We start from the raw sequence: 17,906 nt of genomic DNA on the forward strand, positions 1-17,906 counted from the left end.
GTGCGAGACCCTTCGTGAAGCTCGCAATCTCGCTCCTCAGCGGTGATAGCGCCCACCCCTGCTCCCTGAGGTGCGAGGAGCGTTAGCGCGGCCGACCACCTGCTCCCTGAGGTGCGAGGAGCGATAGCGACGAGCCACGAAGGGTCCTGGCGAGACGAGTTGCGAAGACCCTTCGTGACGCCCCTCCGCAGGCTCCGGGGCTCCTCAGGGATCACGGGGACGCCCCTCCGCAGGCTCCGGGGCTCCTCAGGGATCAGGGGGACGCTCGCAAGCTCGCTTGTCGGGAAGCATCGACGGCACGAAACCCTTGCTCCCTGAGGTGCGAGGAGCGTTAGCGACGAGCCACGAAGGGTCCTGGCGAGACGAGTTGCGAAGACCCTTCGTGACGCCCCTCCGCAGGCTCCGGGGCTCCTCAGGGAGGTGAAATGCGCACGACCACACGACGAAAGAGAACCACCATGACCGACAACCTGAGCGTCGAACAGCGCGGCCTGCGCGAGTCTGCCACGTTCGACCGCACCACCATCGCCGCGATCCAGCGCGCGGCCGAGACCGGCATCTACGACATCCGTGGCTGGGGCGCCAAGCGCAAGCTGCCGCATTTCGACGATCTGCTGTTCCTGGGCGCGTCGATGTCCCGCTACCCCCTCGAGGGTTATCGCGAGCGCTGCGACACCGACGTCGTCCTCGGCTCGCGAAATGCGAAGTACCCGTTGCATCTCTCCACCCCGGTGACGATCGCCGGGATGAGCTTCGGCGCGCTGTCGGCCGGGGCGAAGGAAGCGCTGGGGCGCGGGGCCTCGGAGGTCGGTACCTCAACCACCACCGGTGACGGCGGGATGACGCCCGAAGAGCGGGGTCAGTCCAAACACCTCGTCTACCAATACCTTCCGTCGCGATACGGGATGAACCCCGACGACCTGCGCAAGGCCGACGCGATCGAGATCGTGCTCGGCCAGGGTGCCAAACCGGGCGGAGGGGGAATGCTGCTGGGACAGAAGATCTCCGAGCGTGTGGCGGGCATGCGTACCCTGCCGCAGGGAATCGACCAGCGCAGCGCGTGCCGTCACCCAGACTGGACCGGACCGGACGACCTGGCGATCAAGATCAACGAGTTGCGCGAGATCACCGACTGGGAGAAGCCGATCTATGTGAAGGTCGGCGCCACCCGCACGTATTACGACGTGAAACTCGCGGTGCATTCCGGCGCCGACGTCGTCGTGGTCGACGGCATGCAGGGCGGAACGGCGGCGACCCAAGACGTCTTCATCGAACACGTCGGCATCCCGACCCTCGCCGCCATCCCACAGGCGGTGCAGGCCCTGCAGGAGTTGGGCGTTCATAGGGACGTCCAACTCATCGTGTCGGGCGGAATCCGCAACGGCGCCGATGTCGCGAAGGCGATGGCCCTCGGTGCCGATGCCGTCGCCATCGGCACCGCAGCACTGATCGCGTTGGGCGACAACGATCCCCGATTAGCCGCGGAGTACGAGTCGCTGGGATCGGCCGCCGGTTACTACGACGACTTCCAGGACGGGCGTGATCCCGCGGGCATCAGCACGCAGGACCCGGAACTGTCGGCGCGTTTCGACCCTGTGCTCGGCGGAAAGCGCCTGGCGAACTTCGTGCGTGTGATGACCATGGAGGCCCAGACGATCGCCCGTGCGTGCGGCAAGGCGCACCTGCAGCACCTGGAACCGGAAGACCTCGTCGCCATCTCGATCGAGGCGTCGGCGATGGCCCGGGTTCCGCTCGCCGGGACGAACTGGATTCCGGGGGCCGGCCTGTGAGCACCGAGACCGCCTCGGTCGTCATCGTCGGTGGCGGCCTCGAGGGCGCGGCGGCCGCCTGGGCGTTGGGACAACGCGGCATCACCGATGTGATCGTCTGCGAGCGGGACACCGTCGGCGGCGGGATGACGGGCAAGTCGTCGGGCATCGTGCGGTGCCACTACGGCGTCGGTTCGCTGGCGGCGATGGCCGCGGTCGGACTCGAGGTCTTCGAGAAGGCGGAGGAGATCTTCGGCTCCGACATCGGATTCCGTCAGACCGGGTATGTCGTCGGCGTCGGCGAGCCCAATGTCGAGAACATGCGCAAGAGCCTCGCGGCGCAACGTGCGGTCGGCGTGCAGACCGAGGAGATCGACGCCGCCGACGTGGCCGCGATGTGGCCGGCCGCCGACCTCGAACCCTTCGCGGCCTTCGGTTGGGAAGAGCGCGGTGGGTACGGGGACGCGTATCAGACCGCGCAGGCCTTCGCGGCCTCGGCGCGGGCAACGGGAATCCGAATTCGTCAGGGCACCAACGTGACCGGCCTGACCGTAGACGCCGACCGGGTGACGGGAGTCCGACTCGCGGACGGTTCGACGATCGCCGCGGACACCGTGGTCGTCGCCACCGGTGTCTGGTCCAAACCGTTCCTCGCGCCCTACGGGGTCGACATCCCGATCGAGGTGCACCGCGAACAGATCGTGATGATTCACCCCGGTGAGGACCTCGGCGAGGTGCCGGTCTTCTCCGATCTGGTGTCGCTGCAGTACGTCCGACCGGACGTCCGGGGCGAGATCCTGTTCGGCAACAGCGATCTCGCGGCGCTCGACATAGCCGATCCCGACGCCTACCGCAATCGCGCGGACTCTGACTTCATCGACCTCACCGTCGAGAAGGTCGGTACGCGATTCCCCGGCTTCACCGATCCGGCCATCACCACGAGCTACGCCGGGTGCTACGACGTCACCCCCGACTGGAATCCGATCATCTCCACCGGACCACTGGACGGGCTCGTCCTGGCGGCCGGGTTCAGTGGGCACGGGTTCAAGATCTCGCCGGCGGTCGGCCGGCTGATCGCCGATCTCGTCGTCGACGGGCGCAGCGCCGACCCGCGTATCCCCGAGTCGGACTTCCGTTTCTCACGGTTCGCCGAGGGAGACCTGTTGAGGACGCGGTTCCCGTACGTGGGGGCCGGCGAGATGCGCTGACCCGGGGCGACGGATGATCCGAGGCCGTGGTCGTCGACTGGGGTGGGGCCGTGTGTCAACTGTCAGGAAACGTCGTTTCTCACTATGCTGGCGGCGTGACGGACGACCCTTTGATCCGGAATCAGTCCGGCACCGCGCGAGAGAGACCTGTCGACCAGTCGGTCGAGGAGTTGGAGCTCGAGACGGCGATCGCGCACAACGTGCGGCGCCTGCGACGTCAGCAGGGACTGTCGGTGGGGGACATGGCCACTCGCGTCGGCATCTCCAAGGCGATGCTGTCGAAGATCGAGAACGCGCAGACCTCGTGCAGTCTCAGCACGCTCGCCCGCTTGGCCAACGGCTTCGACGTGTCGGTCACCTCGTTGTTCCGCGGCGCGGAGATGGAGCGGTCGGCGGTGTTCGTCAAGGCGGGCGAGGGCTCGGAGATCGTGCGCGAGGGGTCTCGGGAGGGCCACGAGTACGAGCTGCTCGGGTCGCTGCGCGGTGAGCACAAACGCCTGGAATGTCTGCTCGTCACACTGACGGAGAAGTCGGTGACCCAACCGTTGTTCCAGCACGCGGGAACCGAGTTCCTGTACGTCCTCGAGGGCGTGATGGACTACGCCCACAGTCGCTCGGTGTACCGGATGCACCCGGGCGACTCGCTACAGCTCGACGGCGAGGGCGCGCATGGACCCGTCGAACTCGTCGAGTTGCCGGTGCGCTTCCTGTCGGTGATCGCGTTCCCGGATTCGGCCGTGTGACAGCCCGATTCAGGTTCGCGACCGGCTGAGGTCGAAGTCGTGGCGCGAGGTCGGCACCACGTCGAGGTGGCGGTCCGCGCCGAAGCGGGACACGCTCTCGAGCATCAGGGTCATCCGGCGCTCGAGTTCCTGCTGATCACCGCCGCTTCCGTAGAACGCGTGGATGTCGCTGACCGCCGCCATCGGGAAGAGTTCCTCGACGATGGCCGCGACCGGCGGGGTGTCCTCGGTCAACGGTCGCTCGACGATGTTCTGGACGTAACCGAACGTGGCCTGGGTGTCGATGGCGACCTGGGTGTGGTCGTCGAGCCACCGACGAAGCCACTCGTCGCGGTCGAGTTCGTCGGGGCGGCGCAGGAACGCGACGTTGGACAGTGCGTCGATCCGCGTCCCGTCCGCGGGCAGGTCCGGATCCAGCGGTGCCCGCGCGGTGACCTCCCAGGCGGCGATCGGACCGTCGAGCACGTCGCTGATGACAGCGAGTACGGGCCCGGTGTCGGGCGCCCAGAACGAGAGCACGGCGCCGATCGGCGGGTCGAGTTCGTCGATCCGCATGGACCCGGAGACCGCGTCGTCGCTGAGGTTGACCTGCACGCGCGTTGCCCCCGCCGCCGCACAGCGCTCGACGAGATCGTCGGCAGCGGTGCGGCTCGGCCCGTCGCCCCGGATGGCAACGATCACCTTGGAATCCGTCACCCCGCGGACGGTACCGGGCGATGCGCGCGACGGTCACCGATTCGCAGATCCACCGCCGTCTCACCAAGACCCTTCGTGACGCGGCCTCCGCAAGCTCCGGCCGCTCCTCAGGGAGCGGAGGGGTCGCTCCTCGGTATCCGCGGCCTGTCGGCCGTCGTGGACTACGAAGAACCCGTTGTGAATGGGGCGAGCCCTACTACTGCTCCCTGAGGAGGCCGGAGCTTGCGGAGGCCGTCACGAAGGGTCCTGGTGAGATGCGTCGCCAACCTTCCGAGGCTCGTTGACCTCGACGCGCGCCTTAGTCGCTTGCTCGGCCGGGGCGGCTATCGCTCCTCGCACCTCAGGGAGCAATGGATATGCGTTCTTTCGGATTAGAAGGGAGCAGGGGTCGGGCTCGCATGCGCACAGGGAGCGTGAAGCTGCGTGCGCGGGAGGCTCAGAACTCCTCGGCCCCGATGAGGGCGGCGTCGTCGGCGACCTTGTGGTCGTGGGCGACCTTGGCCAGCGACACCGCGCCGAGGGCGACGACGCAGTATCCGGTGGCGAACCACCACGGTGTCGCCTCCGAACCGGTCCACTTCGCGAGGTACGCGACGAGCACGGCCGCGATCGCGGCGCCCATCCAGCGGAGGAAGCTGAACCCGGCACTCGAGACCGAGCGCGGGGTGTCGCCGCCGACGGCCGACATCGCGACGTCGGTGAAGAGGGTGTTGAGCACGCCCGACGGGAAGCCGGAGAGGATGACGGCCAGGCCGATCAGCCAGATCTGTCCGGTGAACGTGCCGATCCCGGCCAGCACCATGACAAGTCCGTATGTCGAGATGGCAACCATGACACCGGCCTTCTCACCGACGACCCGAGCGAGCAGCGGCGCGACGAAGACTCCGGCGACCGCGGTGAGCAGACCCCAGCCGAAGAAGACGAGTCCGGCGTAGATGGGTCGCAGGCCCATCGCGATCGGCGCCCAGGCGATCACGGTGAAGAGCGCGCCGGTGTAGAAGGCAGAACCCACGGACGTGACGAACAGAGTGCGGTTGCGCAATACCTTGAGCGGGTCGACGATCCGGACGCGCACCCGTTCGGACCGGGGGCCGTCGGCGGGAAGCATGAACGCGCACAGGACGGCGCCCGCGAGCATCAGCAGGGCGGTACCGGCAAACGGTGCGCGCCAGGTCCATTCACCGAGCGTCGCACCCAGGAGCGGTCCGACGGCCAGTCCGATGCCCAGGGCGGCCTCGTACATCATGATGGCGCTGTTGCGGTTGCCGACCGCGGACTGGACGATGAAAGCCAGTGCGGTGGCGAGGAACAGCGCGTTGCCGAGGCCCCAGATCACCCGGTAGGCGATGAGCTGGTCGATGTTGTCGGCGAAGGCCGAGACGCCGGCTGCGACGACGATGAGTCCCAGCCCGACGGTGAGTGTGCGTCGCGGCCCGAAACGGTATGCGGCCCAACCGGTCAGCAGCATCGCGACGCACTGGACGCCGACGTAGACACCGAACAGGAGCGTGAGCTTCTCCGGTGGGGCGTTCAGCGCTTCGGCGATGCTGTGCAGGATCGGATCGACGAGGCCGATGCCCATGAAGGCGATGACGGCGGCGAAGGCGGTGATCCACACCGCGCGCGGTTGGGCGCGCAGAGAGGCGAGCATCGACGGTTCGGTTGCGGTGGTGTCGCGCGCAACCGCGGCGGTGTCGCCCGGGGTGTGTTCGGTGACGGTCATTGATTCCTCTGCCAGATCAGGCGGACGGCCGGCGGCGTCGAACCGCGACCGGGCCGCTCACGCACTCGCCGGGCGGGCGGGGTGCGATACCGGGTGATTGTCGAGCTGGTCGCGCAGGGCCTGCAGGGCCGGTCCGGCCGCGGCGATGGCTTCGCGCTGCTGATCGTCGAGTGCGGCGAGCGCACCGGTCAGGATGACGTCCCGCTCCTCGCGGATCTGCCGCACGAGGGTGCGCCCGTGGTCGGTGAGGCCGACGAGCACGGCTCGGCGGTCGTCTGGATCAGGTCTGCGTTCGACCAGGTCGTGCTTGGTGAGTCCGTCGATCACCGACGTCGCCGTCGGCATGCGGATGGATTCGCGGGTGGCGAATTCACCCATCCGCATCGGCCCGTGATCGGCGAGAACGCTCAGGGCGGACGTCTGCGCCGCGGTCAGCTCGACCGACGGTGCGCGACGACGAAGGGCCAGGTAGAGCCTGGTGATCGTCGGCCGCAGGGTCTGGGCGAGCTGGGTGGGGTCGGAAGCGGACACGTTTAGAGAGTCTAATACTTAGGGATTCGAAGTATTAGGGCAGGGGGCTGTGACGCTGCGCACGAACGTGCGGCTCGACTCGTCAGACAGTCAGTGGTGCCCCACGACTCTGAAGAAGGCGATCAGGTCCTCGCGGGCGGTCGCGACGCCGTCGGGCCGGCCGTCGATCTCGCTGAGCAGTCCGCGCTGGAAGATGCCGTCGAGCGCGATGTAGGCGACCGCCGGTGTCACCGCGGGCTGCGTCCCCGACAACTCGCAGAATCTCTCCACCACGCGCCAGATCATCTCTTCGCGCCGGCGCTCGATCTCGATCACGTCCGCGCGGAAGGAGTCGTCGAACATGCTCTGGTTGCGCAGGTCGTACCAGAGCCGATGAATGGCTGCCTCGGAGTGCATGCCTGCGAAGAAGGTGTCGGCGAACTCGTCGCGCAACTGGTCCGCGGTCACCGCGTGGGCCACGACCTCGTCGTAGCGGGTGACGCAGACGGCCTCGTACTGCCGGACCGCGTGGGCGATGAGGTCGAGCTTGTCGGTGAAGTAGTAGTGCAACACGCCGTGCGAGTACTCGGAGTTCTGCGCGATCTCGCGCAGGCTCGTTCGCGCGTACCCCAGTTCGGCCAGCGTCGTCAGAGTCGCCATGGCCAGCTCGTCGCGCTTGGCCTGGAACTTGTCTCGTGCGCGGGCCTCGATGCGGGCCTGTCGGTCGACGACCTGTGTCATCTCGCGGTCCTTGCCGGGGGATTCCCTTGCTCAGGGAGTGATGGAGTTCGAGACCCGAGTGTACCCACCCGGCCGAGTTCGACGCTTGTCGGCGCCGGCCCGGCGGGCACCGGGTGAGGCCTCGATCCGGTCAGCTGAATGCGCCCCGGACCTCGGTCTTCAGGATCTTGCCGACCTTGGACCGCGGCAGTTCGGTCCAGATCTCGATCTCCTTCGGCGCCTTGACGCTGCCGATCCGTTCCTTGACGAAGGCGATGAGCTCCTCGGTGTCGGCGTGGTGCCCCGCACGCAGTTCGACGGCGGCCGTCACTCGTTCGCCCCATTTGGGATCAGGCAGCCCGATGACGGCCGAGTCCTTCACCGCCGGATGGGCCAGCAACGCCTGTTCCACCTCGGCCGAGTACACGTTGAACCCGCCGGTGATGATCATGTCCTTGGCGCGGTCGACGACGAAGAGGTAGCCGTCGTCGTCGAGGTAGCCGACGTCGCCGGTGTGATGCCAGCCGTGTGCGCTCACTTCGGCGGTGGCCGTGGGGTTCTCGTGATAACCGTCCATCACGAGCGGTCCCCGGACGACGATCTCCCCGCGCTCGCCGCGACTCAGCAGCGACCCGTCGTCGGCCATGATCGCGACCGTGGTCAGCGGTGTCGGCCGACCGGCCGATCCGAACCGCTCGGTGGCCATCGACCCGTCGTCATGGAAGTGCTCGGCGGGCGCGAGGGTGGCGATCATGTTCGGCGCCTCCGTCTGGCCGAACAACTGGCCGAGCACCGGACCGATACGCCTCAGTGCTTCTTCCAGCCGCGTGGGCGACATCGGCGCCGCGCCGTACCACAGACATCGCAGCGAGCTCAGATCCCGACTGTCGAGGTCGGGATGGTCGAGCACCCCGTAGATCACCGTCGGCGGGAGGAAGGCGTGGGTGATGCGATGCCGCTCGATCAGCGCCAGGAACTCCCCGATGTCAGGTGCCGGCATGATCACGACCTCACCGCCGAGGCTGAGGATGGGAAACGTCAGCACCCCCGCCGAGTGGGTCAGCGGGGCGAGCGCCAGGTACCGGGGGCGCTCACCGAACGGGTAGCTCATCAACGCCAGCGCCGTCGAGGTCATCATGTTGTCCTCGGTGAGCCGCACCCCCTTCGGTCGGCCGGTCGTCCCACCGGTGCCGGCGAGCATGCACAGACCGCCATCAGGTCGTCGGCGTTCGTCCGGCTCGGCCCGATGTTCGTCGAGCCAGGCGTCGAACGGCGTCGCCCAGTCGACGTCGCCGTCCAAACAGATCAACCGGTCCAATTGTGGGAGCTGATCTTTGATCTTCTCGACCAGACCGGCGAACTTCGCCTGGAAGAACAGCAGCCGGCACCCGAAGAGATCGAACAGCTGTCGGTTCTCCTCGGCCTCGTTGCGCGGATTGACCGGGCACCAGACGGCACCCGCACGCGAGATGCCGAAGACGCACGTCAGGGCGAGCGGATCGTTGGCCGACAGGACGGCGACCCGGTCACCGGCCTCGATCCCGTTGTGCTGCAGCGCACCCGCGATGACTGTGGACCGATCCTGGACCTCGCCGTAGGTCGAGGTGACCCCGTCGGCGGTGAGGCACGGCGCGTCGCGTCCCAGCGAGGCGCCCTTGTCGAGGTACTCCGAGAGTCGCATGTCGTTCTCAGCGGTGCACGGTGACGATCGGGTCCAGGACCAGACCGAAAGCACGTAGGGTGCCCAGCAATTCGCGATGGCCGAACGCCTGGCAGCTCGAGACGAAGCCGACACGGCGGGGCCGGGCCTGGAGGAGTTCGTTCGCGGCGTGCGCGTTGAGCAGGGCGGTCTGCTTGTAGTTGGAGTTGCCGTGGATCACGCAGTGCGCGCGGCCGAGCGGACCGGAGGCGTAGACCGAGTCCAGCGAGGTGTTCAGGCGCGGGTTCTCACGCGGGGGCATCTCGCTGCGGATGGCGGCTGACTGCTCGTCGATGATCCGGTACTTCTCCTCCTCGGACTTGCCCTCCATCTGCTCGAGCGCGGCGGCCACCAGAACCGGAACGCCCTGCATCAGCGGACGATTGAACACGCCACCGAGCGCCTTGGCGGTGGCCACCCGCGGGTCGTTCTTGAACCACACCGGATGCGAGGTGCCGCCCCAGGGCAGAGCGAGACCGAGGTCGTGCTGGCCGGGCACGCTGACCGTGTACAGACCCGCGTCCGCCGGCCATTCGACGTACTCGTTCTCCTCGAGGTAGTACGCCTTCGCGAATGCGGCATTGGTGAGGATCGTGTTGGTCGACGCGACGGTCGGGTGGCCCTTCCAGAACACCTGGATGTCGAGGGTGTCCAGTCCGGGGTTCTCCAGGCAGATGTTCGCGGCGATCTCGCCGATCGAGTACATCTGTGCCAGGCCGGGCGTCAAGACCAGTTCGCGGGAGGCGAATTCGGCTCCGTACTGCGCCTCGGCATCGATCATCCAGTTCTGCTCGCCGTTGGTGTCGGTGTAGTGGGCCCCGATCTCCAGGCACGCCTGGACGACGTCGTGACCGTAGCGGGCGAACGGCCCGACCGTGTTCAGTACGACCTCGGCGCCGCGGAAGGCCTCGGTCAGGGCCTCGACCGTGTGCTCGACCTCGACGATGTCGTATGCGACCGTGTCGATGCCCGGCACCGCCTCGACGGCGCTCTTCAGCCGGGCGTGGTCGCGGCCCGCCGCCAGGAACGGGATGTTGTACTCGCGCAGGTACTCACAGATCAGTCGGCCGGTGTAGCCGGACGCTCCGTAGACGACGACGCGTTTGTCAGTGGGCATGGTGGGACTCCTCGTGTCTGGTTCGGTGTTCGATGCGGGTGTTCGGAAAAGCGTTGCGGCAGTGGACGTCGGCGGGATCACATCCCCATGCCGCCGTCGACCGGGAGGCCCGCGCCGGTGATGAACTTCGCGGCGTCGGAGACGAGGAAGACCACGGCGTCGGCCATGTCGTCGACCTGACCGAGCCGGCCCAGCGGTGTCAGTTCCGCGACCGCCTGGGCAGCGGCCTCCGGAGACTCGAACAGGCCCAGTGCCGCGGTCTCGACGGCCAGTTTGTTGCCCATCGCGGTCGGGGTGAGGGCGGGATAGATCGAGTTCACGCGCACGCCGTAGCCGAGCTTGCCGGATTCGGCGGCCGCCACCCGGGTGAGGCGGTCGATCCCCGACTTCGTCGCGGAGTAGACGCTGATACCGGGGAAGGCGATGGTCGCGGCGACCGATGCGATGTTCACGACCGCGCCGCCCTTGCCGGCGATGCCGCCGGGGCGCATCGCCCGGAACGCGTGCTTGATGCCGAGCGCAGTGCCCAACACGTTGACGTCCAACATCTTCGACGCCTCTGCGGCGTCGAGGTCGACCAGGAGATTCGTCACCTCGATGCCGGCGTTGTTCACGACGATGTCGAGCCCGCCCAGCGACTCGACGGTCGACGCCACGGCTGACTCCCAGGCTGCGTCGTCGGTCACGTCGAGCGCGACGAACTCGGCCTTCGCGCCTTGTGCCCGAAGCGTTTCGACCGTCTGCCGACCGCCGTCGGAGTTCACGTCGCCGATCGCGACGGACGCGCCCGCTGCGGCGAGCGCCTCGGCCATCCCGGCACCAAGACCCTGCGCACCACCGGTGACCAGTGCCGTCCGCCCGGTCAGGTCATAACTCGTCATCGTTCCACCTCCGTGAGACCGCCTCGCCCGAGGCGGAAAAGCAAGACACAGTCGAGACGACATGTGCTGCACGTCACATTAAGCAGAAGCCTGGACAGTCGTCAAGAAAAAGCTTGACGACTGTCATGATTGGGCTGTGGTCAACGGAAGGTCCAGGTCAACGGCTCGGTACCGCTGGACAGTCCTGGCGGGAGATGCAGAACACCCCCGAGCCGGGCCGCAGGGCCGGGACTCGAGGGTGCTCGGATGAAGGGGTGTGGTCAGACGCCGATCTCGCCTCCGTTGTCCCGCCACACGGCGACGACGGACGGCCGGGGTTGGGACTGTCCGCCGTCGGGCCAGTGGGACGCCGGATTGTCCGCGGAGTGGTCGTCGAGTTCGCCGGGGTGCTGTACGGCGATCAGAATGCGGTTGGTGTCGATGATCGGACCGCAGGTTTCGCCACCCTTGGGCACGGTCAGGAACTGCTTGGTCTCGCCGCGCCGGTCACCGTCGAGGGCGACCGCGAACAGTCCGTCGTTGCTGTCGAGAGCGTTGCCGTCGGTGGAGATCCACAGGTTCCCGTGCGGATCGAACGCGACGTTGTCCGGGCACGAGATGGGGCTGACCTTGGTCTTGTCGAACCCGCCGTAGTAGGTGTCGGCAGCAGCCGGGTCGCCACAAACCAAGAGGAGCTCCCAGGTAAACTCGGTGCCGGTGTGGTCGTCGGTCATCTCCAGGACCTGACCGTTCTTGTTCTCGTTGCGGGGGTTCGCCGCATCGGCAGGCGCTTCACCATCGGTGCCGCGGTCGTCGTTGTTCGTCAGTGCGCAATACACTTTGCCGGTCTTCGGGTTCGGCTCGATGTCCTCGGGGCGGTCCATCTTGGTCGCGCCGACGGTGTCGGCGGCCTGCCGCGTGAACACCGCGACCTCGGCGGGGGACATCCCGGGGATGTAGGAACGCGCCGAACCGTCGGCGTTCACCGTCAGCAGTGGCTTCCACGAGCCCTTGCCGGCGAACTTCCCTGACGCGGGCGGGGTTCCGGAACCGTCGACGGCGTCGGGGGAGTCCCCGGTGAAGGTGGCGACATAGAGCGTTCCCTCGTCGAGGATGCCCATGTTGTGTTCGCGTGCCGTCCTCGACAGCCCGGACTTCATCTTCCGGCTCGACACGAACTTGTAGATGTACTCGAATCGCTCGTCGTCGCCGCTGTAGGCGACGACTGTGTCCTTGTCGGGGCCACTGGGGACGACATAGATGTTGGCCGACTCGTGCTTGAACCGGCCCATCGAACTGTGCTTGACCGGAACGGCTTTCGGATCATGCGGGTCGACCTCGACGATGTAGCCGAACCGATTTCCCTCATTCGGTTCGACCGCGAGATCGAAGCGGTTGTCGAACCGCCCCCAGTGGTGCTCGTCGCCGTCGTCCTCGAAGGAGTAGCGCTCGAGCCGCTCCTTGGCCTTGGGGTCGGTGACGGTGCTCGGGTTCGCGAAGTAGTTGTTGAAGTTCTCTTCCCCGGAGAGCATCGTGCCCCACGGGGTGAGACCGCCGGAACAGTTGGCGAAGGTGCCCAGGACAGTGGTGCCGGCCGGGTCTGCGGCCGTCTTGACGAACTCGCTGCCGGCCGCGGGGCCGGTGATCCGGAACGGGCTCGAGGCTGTGAGGCGCTGATTACGCGGCCCCACAACAGGTGTCAGAGCGCCACTACCGGGCTGTGCGGTGACCTCGACGACGGCGATACCGACCGACGCCATCGCGATCCGGGCCTGCTGTTCGGTGGGTTCGCCGTCGGTGTACCCGGCGAACATGAACGGCTCGGTCGGGTACTCGAGGTTGGCGACCAGGTAGAAGTGGTCGGCCACGCCGTCCACGGGGATGAGGCCCGCGAAGTCGTTGTTGAACCCGAACTGTCCGGCCTGTGCCTCCGGGGTCTGGTTGGCGAAGTCGAACTCGGGCGCACCGGGCAGGACCGGGTCGCCCCATCGGATCACGACCTCCTGGCGGTACCCGTCCGGGATGACCACGGCGTCCTCGGTGTTCGGCGCAACGGCGTCGAACCTCATGCCGGGCAGGGCATCTCCAGATGGCGTACCAGAGGAGGACGCCGAACCCGACGAGCCGGAGTCGCCGCACGCCGCGAGAAGTGAGGTCGCACCGACGGCCGCCGCCGCACCGGCCGAGGTCTTGAGAACGCTGCGACGCGAGACCGCGGTGCGGACGACGTCCCGGAAGTAGTTGTTGTCGCTGGTGTTCCCGGGATCGTGGCGGCACGCGTCGCCGCACTTGTAGCGGCAGGTCACGTAGGCGCGGGACGAACGTCCGGCATCCTCACCGGTGGACATGAACAGCTGCAACGGAATACGCACACGGGCTCCTCTGAAAACATGGTCGCGCCACGGGGCCGGCGCACGACTAGGAGCACGTTAGGAGGATGAAACGAACCGATGGCTACCCGTGCGTTAACGGCAGCCCAACACCCCTGTTGGTTCCACGTGGAACATCACGCGGCCGCGTTGATCGACCCGCTCGCTGCGCTCCCGGCGCCGTGCTGATTCGGCCCGCTCGCTGCGCTCCCGGCGCCGTGCTGATTCGGCCCGCTCGCTGCGCTCCCGGCGCCGGGGCCTAGAACCGCCCGCCGGTTCCGATCCGGCCCGACGATCCGGAACCGCCGAACGAACCGGGGCTGCGTCCGCCGCTCCCGAAACCGCCCCCGCCGAAGCCGCCGCCGCCGAAGCCGCCCCCGCGTCCCGCCACGGTGCCGCGTAGGAAGCTGTCGACGAGGATTCCGCCGAGGACCGCACCGGCGGTGGACGAGCCGCCCGGATGTCGCTGTTGCGACTGCCAGTCGACGACGTCGGTCTGAGCGGCCATGAGCGCCTGGTCGGCCAGGGAACCGGCGCGACGTGCGGTCGCGGTCGCCACCGGTGCATCGGTGGCAGCGGCGTCCGTCGCGGACTGCAGAAGGCGCTGCGCCTCCGCCAGTCGGGTACGTGCCGTGGACTGCACGGCCCCCCGCCGGGTGCCGATGAAGTCGGCGGCCGCTGTCACCTTGGCCTGCGCCGATTCGAGTGCCGCGGTGAGGACCTGTGCCCGACGGATGCGCTCGGCAGCGGCGTCCCGCGCCGCGGCGAGTGCGTCGTCGAGATCGGCATCGGCATCGACGAGCGCCGTGAAGGTACCCAGCGGATCGGCGTCGAAGTTGCTTCGGGCATTCGCGACCGCGGCGCTCGCGACCTCGATCGCGGTCACCAGCGAGGTCCCGCCGGTCTGTGCCAGGGCGATGGCCTCGGCCAGTTCGTCGTCCACCTCGGCGATGAGCGCCGGCATCCGCGAGCGGGCGACGGCGATGTTCGCGTCTGCATGATCGATGGCGTCGAGCAGCGTGGTCGCCTGCTCGATCGATCCCTCGGCCGAGCGGATCGCAGCGACGGCCGGTCCCTGCTGACCCACCGGTGCGGCCATGGCGGCGCGCCCCTGATCCGCGGTCGCCTCGGCGAAGTCGATCTGGGCTCGGGCGAGATCGACGTTGTCGAGGATGGAGGTCAGCGGGGCCTCGCCGTGCTTGCCGATGAGCTCGGTCAGCTGCTGCGACGCCGTCTCCAGACGGGCGCGTAGACCGATGAGTTGCTGGGTGATGGAGTCGAATCGCGAGTCCGCATTGATGAGGAGGTTGCGCATCGCGTCGAAATTCTCGACATGGTCGTCCAGTGTGCTGTCGATCTCGGTGCAGGTGGTGATGATCTGGACGAGCATCGAGCATCGAGCATCGAGCGTCGTTCGTCGTCGGTCTCGGGAACGTTGTCATCGAGTCGCTGGCGCAGCGCGAACGCCCGTCCGAGCGCCTGCTCGGCGTGCCGCACGGTGTCGGTGAACGGGGCTGTCTCGGCCTCACCGAACTCGCCGACCGCCAACTGCAGCTCTTCCTTGCTGGTACGGATGGCGTTGTCGAGGTCCGTGAGCACCTCACGCGACCACGGGTCGAGCACCTCGAGGGGTTGCGCGGCCAACTGGTCGACGGTCAGTTCCTGCTCGCGCAGGGACTCGACGCTGTCGTCGATACGACGCTGCTTGCGGCGTCGGTAGTAGAGGTACGCGCCGCCGCCGCCGCCGAGGACGGCCACGCCGCCGACGACGCCGGCTGCGATCAGGCCGGTGTGGTTCGGATCGAGTGCGCCGGACAGTCCGTTGACCGCCGCCAGGCCCGCACCTGCCCAGTTCTCCTCACGCAATTGCGGGACGACGTCGTCGTTGGCCACTTCTTCGAGAGTCGATTGATCGAGACCGCCCACGCTGTCGGGTGCGAAGAGTCGATACCCCCGGTCCTCGGTGGCGACGGCGAGTAGGGCGTCATGGTCACCCAGCTCGCTGGCGGCAGCAGTCCGATCCGCCCATTCCTCGCTGGTCAGACCGTCGAAATCGCGGACGTACACGATCCACATCTGGACCGCGTGGGCGTTGTAGAGCGAGTCGATCGCCGTCTCGAGTTCGGTGCGCTGCGCCGGGGAGATCGCGTCGGCGGAGTCGACGACGTAGTTCGGCAGCCGGGTGGGCGGCTCCGCCGACGCCGCGCCGGGGGACGCCAGGGCCATGAGGACGCCCAGCAGTCCCGTCAGCGCGACCACCGAAGCCGCGCGTGTCAGCAGTTCCCGAAATGCCGGCACTCGATGCATGATCACAAACCTAGCCCTGCGGGCTTGCGGTGTCGTCGACGCCTTCGGGGAGTGTCGGCGCCCGGGCGCGGGTGCGCCCGGGCGCTACGCGGTCAGTTCCGCGAGTCGCGCCACCGGCACAGCGCCTCTAGCGCGGTGAGGTCGTAGTCGGGGCCGGTGACGCCGACGGTCAGCAGCGTGACGCCCTCGTCGGCGAGTGCATCGGCATCGCGCAGCAGCGCGTCGGCGTCCCCGTCGAACTGCACGCCCGACGACCGCTCGATGGTCTCGGGGTCTCGACCCACGGCGGCGCAGTGCTCGGCCAGCACCTTGGACTTGTGCCGGTACTGCTCGACGTCGTTGAAGCCGTGCCAGACGTCGCCGTGCTCGGCGATGTAGCGCAGCGTCTTCTTCTCGCCGCTGCCGCCGATGAGGATCGGGATGGCGCGTGTGGGAGCCGGATTGAGCTTGGCCAGCCGCGACTTGATCCGGGGGAGGGCGGCACCGAAATCGTTCAATCGGGAACCGACGGTGCCGAAGTCGTAGCCGTACTCGTCGTAGTCCTTCTGGAACCAGCCGGCTCCGACGCCCAGGATCAGACGGCCGTTGCTGATGTGGTCGACGGTGCGGGCCATATCGGCGAGCAACTCCGGATTCCGGTACGAGTTGCAGGTCACGAGCGCGCCGATCTCCACCCGGGAGGTCTGCTCGGCCCAGGCGCCGAGCATCGTCCAGCACTCGAAGTGTTCGCCTTCGGGGGCGCCGTAGAGCGGGTAGAAGTGATCCCAGTTGAACGCGATGTCGACGCCCGTGTCCTCGGCGCGGCGGACCGCGTCGCGGATCAGCGAGTACTCGGGTGCGTGCTGGGGCTGGATCTGGACACCGATACGAATGGGGAAGGCCATGCCGACCAGTCTGCCCGCTGACGGCGGAATCGTCGACGGACGTGGTGGCCGCACTCTTGGTGCCGCGTCGACATCGGCGGTACTAAGTAGCGGTGAGCATCAGACCGGTCGCGCCGCCGCTCGACGAACTACGCCGTCGTACGAGCGCGAAGTGGAGCACGCACCCCGACGACGTACTACCGCTGTTCATCGCGGAGATGGACTATCCGCTCGCACCGGTGGTCGCCGACGCCATCATCGACCGGGTACGTGCGTCCGACATCGGTTACGCGGCGACCTCGGGCTCGGCAGGCGAGGCCTTCGCCGGGTTCGCCGACCGTCGGTGGGGGTGGCGGGTGGATCCGGCTGACGTCAGCTCGACGACCGACGTGAGCGTCGTCATCGTCGAGAGTCTGCGCGTCGCGATCAGTCCCGGCGACGGTGTCGTGCTGATGCCCCCGGTCTATCCGCCGTTCTTCGAACTCATCCCCGAGGCCGGTGGTCGCGTCGTCGAGGTGCCCCTCCTCGAGGAACGCGGGTCGTCGTCGACGGCCTGGCGGATGGATCTGGCGGGCATCGAACGCGCCCTCGCCGCCGGCGCCCGGGCGGTTCTACTGTGTCATCCGCACAATCCGCTCGGTCTCGTCCACGACGCCACCGACCTCGAGCGACTGGCCGACTTGGCCGCGGCACATGGCGCGACCGTCGTCAGCGACGAGATCCATGCGCCGCTGGTCCACCCCGGCGTGGAGTTCGTCCCGTTCCTCGCCGTGAGCGACACGGCGCGTGACGTCGGCGTGGCCGCACATTCGGCGAGCAAGGCCTTCAATCTCGCCGGTGCCAAGTGCGCGCTCACAGTTGTCGCGTCGGATCGGAGCCGGGCTCTGATCGCGCGGCAACCCGACGAGGTGCGCTATCGCACGAGCATTCTGGGCCGCGCTGCGACCGAAGCGGCATTGGTGCACGGTGACGGGTGGCTCGACGCCACCCTCGAGGTCATCGGGGAGAGCTTCGATCTCCTCGAACTGCTTCTCGCGCAGTATCTTCCGACGGTGCGGTACACGCGGCCGGAGGCGTCGTATCTCGCGTGGCTCGACTTCCGCGCAACCGGGCTGGGCGACGACCCCGGGCTCGTCATTCTCGACAAAGCGCGCGTCGCCCTGCATTACGGACACGCCTTCGGCAATCCGGGTGCCGGTTTCGTTCGACTCAACGTCGCCTGCTCCGCCGACGTGCTGACCGAGGCCATCCGGCGGATCGCGGGCGTGGTGCACTGACCCGGGGTCTCCAGGTCTCTGCACGGACGACGAGAACGCCCGCAC

At 67.8% G+C, this 17,906-nt stretch carries 13 protein-coding genes and 1 pseudogene; 4 read left to right on the forward strand and 10 right to left on the reverse strand.

The genetic code is table 11. From position 1 onward, the window contains the following. The first annotated feature begins 458 nt into the window (after positions 1-458). From ACFVHY_RS05425 to ACFVHY_RS05435, 3 genes are all read left to right on the forward strand, one after another. Positions 459-1,790, forward strand: a complete 1,332-nt coding sequence (locus ACFVHY_RS05425; protein ID WP_390269365.1) for an FMN-binding glutamate synthase family protein — start codon at positions 459-461, stop codon at positions 1,788-1,790. Then, entirely contained in the window at positions 1,787-2,977 is a 1,191-nt protein-coding gene (locus ACFVHY_RS05430; protein ID WP_390269367.1) for an NAD(P)/FAD-dependent oxidoreductase, read from the forward strand. The genes ACFVHY_RS05425 and ACFVHY_RS05430 overlap by 4 nt, the downstream gene beginning before the upstream one ends. Before the next feature lie 95 nt (positions 2,978-3,072). Beyond that, positions 3,073-3,720: a helix-turn-helix domain-containing protein gene (locus ACFVHY_RS05435; protein WP_374100822.1), complete on the forward strand. Its 648-nt coding sequence runs from the start codon at positions 3,073-3,075 to the stop codon at positions 3,718-3,720. Between the two features lie 9 nt (positions 3,721-3,729). On the opposite strand, the gene ACFVHY_RS05440 is transcribed toward ACFVHY_RS05435, so the two are convergent. The 10 genes and pseudogenes from ACFVHY_RS05440 to ACFVHY_RS05485 all read right to left on the reverse strand — a co-directional run bounded on the left by ACFVHY_RS05440 (position 3,730) and on the right by ACFVHY_RS05485 (position 16,605). Further along, on the reverse strand, positions 3,730-4,416 hold the full coding sequence (locus ACFVHY_RS05440; protein ID WP_390269370.1) for a hypothetical protein: 687 nt from the start codon (positions 4,414-4,416) through the stop codon (positions 3,730-3,732). A gap of 436 nt (positions 4,417-4,852) precedes the next feature. Then, on the reverse strand, positions 4,853-6,139 hold the full coding sequence (locus tag ACFVHY_RS05445) for an MFS transporter (RefSeq protein WP_390269373.1): 1,287 nt from the start codon (positions 6,137-6,139) through the stop codon (positions 4,853-4,855). A gap of 57 nt (positions 6,140-6,196) precedes the next feature. After that, a complete protein-coding gene (locus tag ACFVHY_RS05450) occupies positions 6,197-6,670 on the reverse strand; it encodes a MarR family winged helix-turn-helix transcriptional regulator (protein WP_390269376.1) in 474 nt (157 codons plus the stop codon). 90 nt (positions 6,671-6,760) lie between these two features. Further along, on the reverse strand, positions 6,761-7,390 hold the full coding sequence (locus ACFVHY_RS05455) for a TetR/AcrR family transcriptional regulator (RefSeq protein WP_390269379.1): 630 nt from the start codon (positions 7,388-7,390) through the stop codon (positions 6,761-6,763). 130 nt (positions 7,391-7,520) lie between these two features. Then, positions 7,521-9,050 carry a long-chain fatty acid--CoA ligase gene (locus tag ACFVHY_RS05460; RefSeq protein WP_390269382.1) on the reverse strand — a complete coding sequence of 510 codons (1,530 nt, stop codon included), beginning with the start codon at positions 9,048-9,050 and terminating at the stop codon, positions 7,521-7,523. Between the two features lie 7 nt (positions 9,051-9,057). After that, entirely contained in the window at positions 9,058-10,185 is a 1,128-nt protein-coding gene (locus ACFVHY_RS05465) for a DUF5938 domain-containing protein (RefSeq protein WP_390269385.1), read from the reverse strand. Between the two features lie 77 nt (positions 10,186-10,262). After that, positions 10,263-11,066 carry an SDR family NAD(P)-dependent oxidoreductase gene (locus tag ACFVHY_RS05470; RefSeq protein ID WP_390269388.1) on the reverse strand — a complete coding sequence of 268 codons (804 nt, stop codon included), beginning with the start codon at positions 11,064-11,066 and terminating at the stop codon, positions 10,263-10,265. Positions 11,067-11,326: 260 nt separating this feature from the next. Continuing rightward, a complete protein-coding gene (locus tag ACFVHY_RS05475) occupies positions 11,327-13,417 on the reverse strand; it encodes a PhoX family protein (protein ID WP_390269390.1) in 2,091 nt (696 codons plus the stop codon). A 256-nt stretch (positions 13,418-13,673) separates the two neighbouring features. Next, positions 13,674-15,721 (reverse strand): annotated as a pseudogene (locus tag ACFVHY_RS05480) (TPM domain-containing protein). Positions 15,722-15,813: 92 nt separating this feature from the next. Then, positions 15,814-16,605 (reverse strand): LLM class F420-dependent oxidoreductase, encoded by a 792-nt coding sequence (locus tag ACFVHY_RS05485; protein WP_390269393.1) that lies wholly within the window; start codon positions 16,603-16,605, stop codon positions 15,814-15,816. Between the two features lie 92 nt (positions 16,606-16,697). Between ACFVHY_RS05485 and ACFVHY_RS05490 the strand changes: the two genes are divergently transcribed. Then, a complete protein-coding gene (locus ACFVHY_RS05490; protein WP_390269396.1) occupies positions 16,698-17,861 on the forward strand; it encodes a MalY/PatB family protein in 1,164 nt (387 codons plus the stop codon). Positions 17,862-17,906: the final 45 nt, after the last annotated feature.

Source organism: Gordonia sp. NPDC127522, from assembly GCF_042672305.1.
In the GTDB taxonomy this organism is placed as follows: domain Bacteria; phylum Actinomycetota; class Actinomycetes; order Mycobacteriales; family Mycobacteriaceae; genus Gordonia; species Gordonia hongkongensis.

Excerpts from the sequence above, each read along its gene's own strand:
- ACFVHY_RS05425 (WP_390269365.1), top strand. The coding sequence starts at position 459 with ATGACCGACAACCTGAGCGTCGAACAGCGCGGCCTGCGCGAGTCTGCC.
- ACFVHY_RS05445 (WP_390269373.1), bottom strand. The coding sequence starts at position 6,139 with ATGACCGTCACCGAACACACCCCGGGCGACACCGCCGCGGTTGCGCGC.
- ACFVHY_RS05455 (WP_390269379.1), bottom strand. The coding sequence starts at position 7,390 with ATGACACAGGTCGTCGACCGACAGGCCCGCATCGAGGCCCGCGCACGA.
- ACFVHY_RS05460 (WP_390269382.1), bottom strand. The coding sequence starts at position 9,050 with ATGCGACTCTCGGAGTACCTCGACAAGGGCGCCTCGCTGGGACGCGAC.
- ACFVHY_RS05465 (WP_390269385.1), bottom strand. The coding sequence starts at position 10,185 with ATGCCCACTGACAAACGCGTCGTCGTCTACGGAGCGTCCGGCTACACC.
- ACFVHY_RS05470 (WP_390269388.1), bottom strand. The coding sequence starts at position 11,066 with ATGACGAGTTATGACCTGACCGGGCGGACGGCACTGGTCACCGGTGGT.
- ACFVHY_RS05485 (WP_390269393.1), bottom strand. The coding sequence starts at position 16,605 with ATGGCCTTCCCCATTCGTATCGGTGTCCAGATCCAGCCCCAGCACGCA.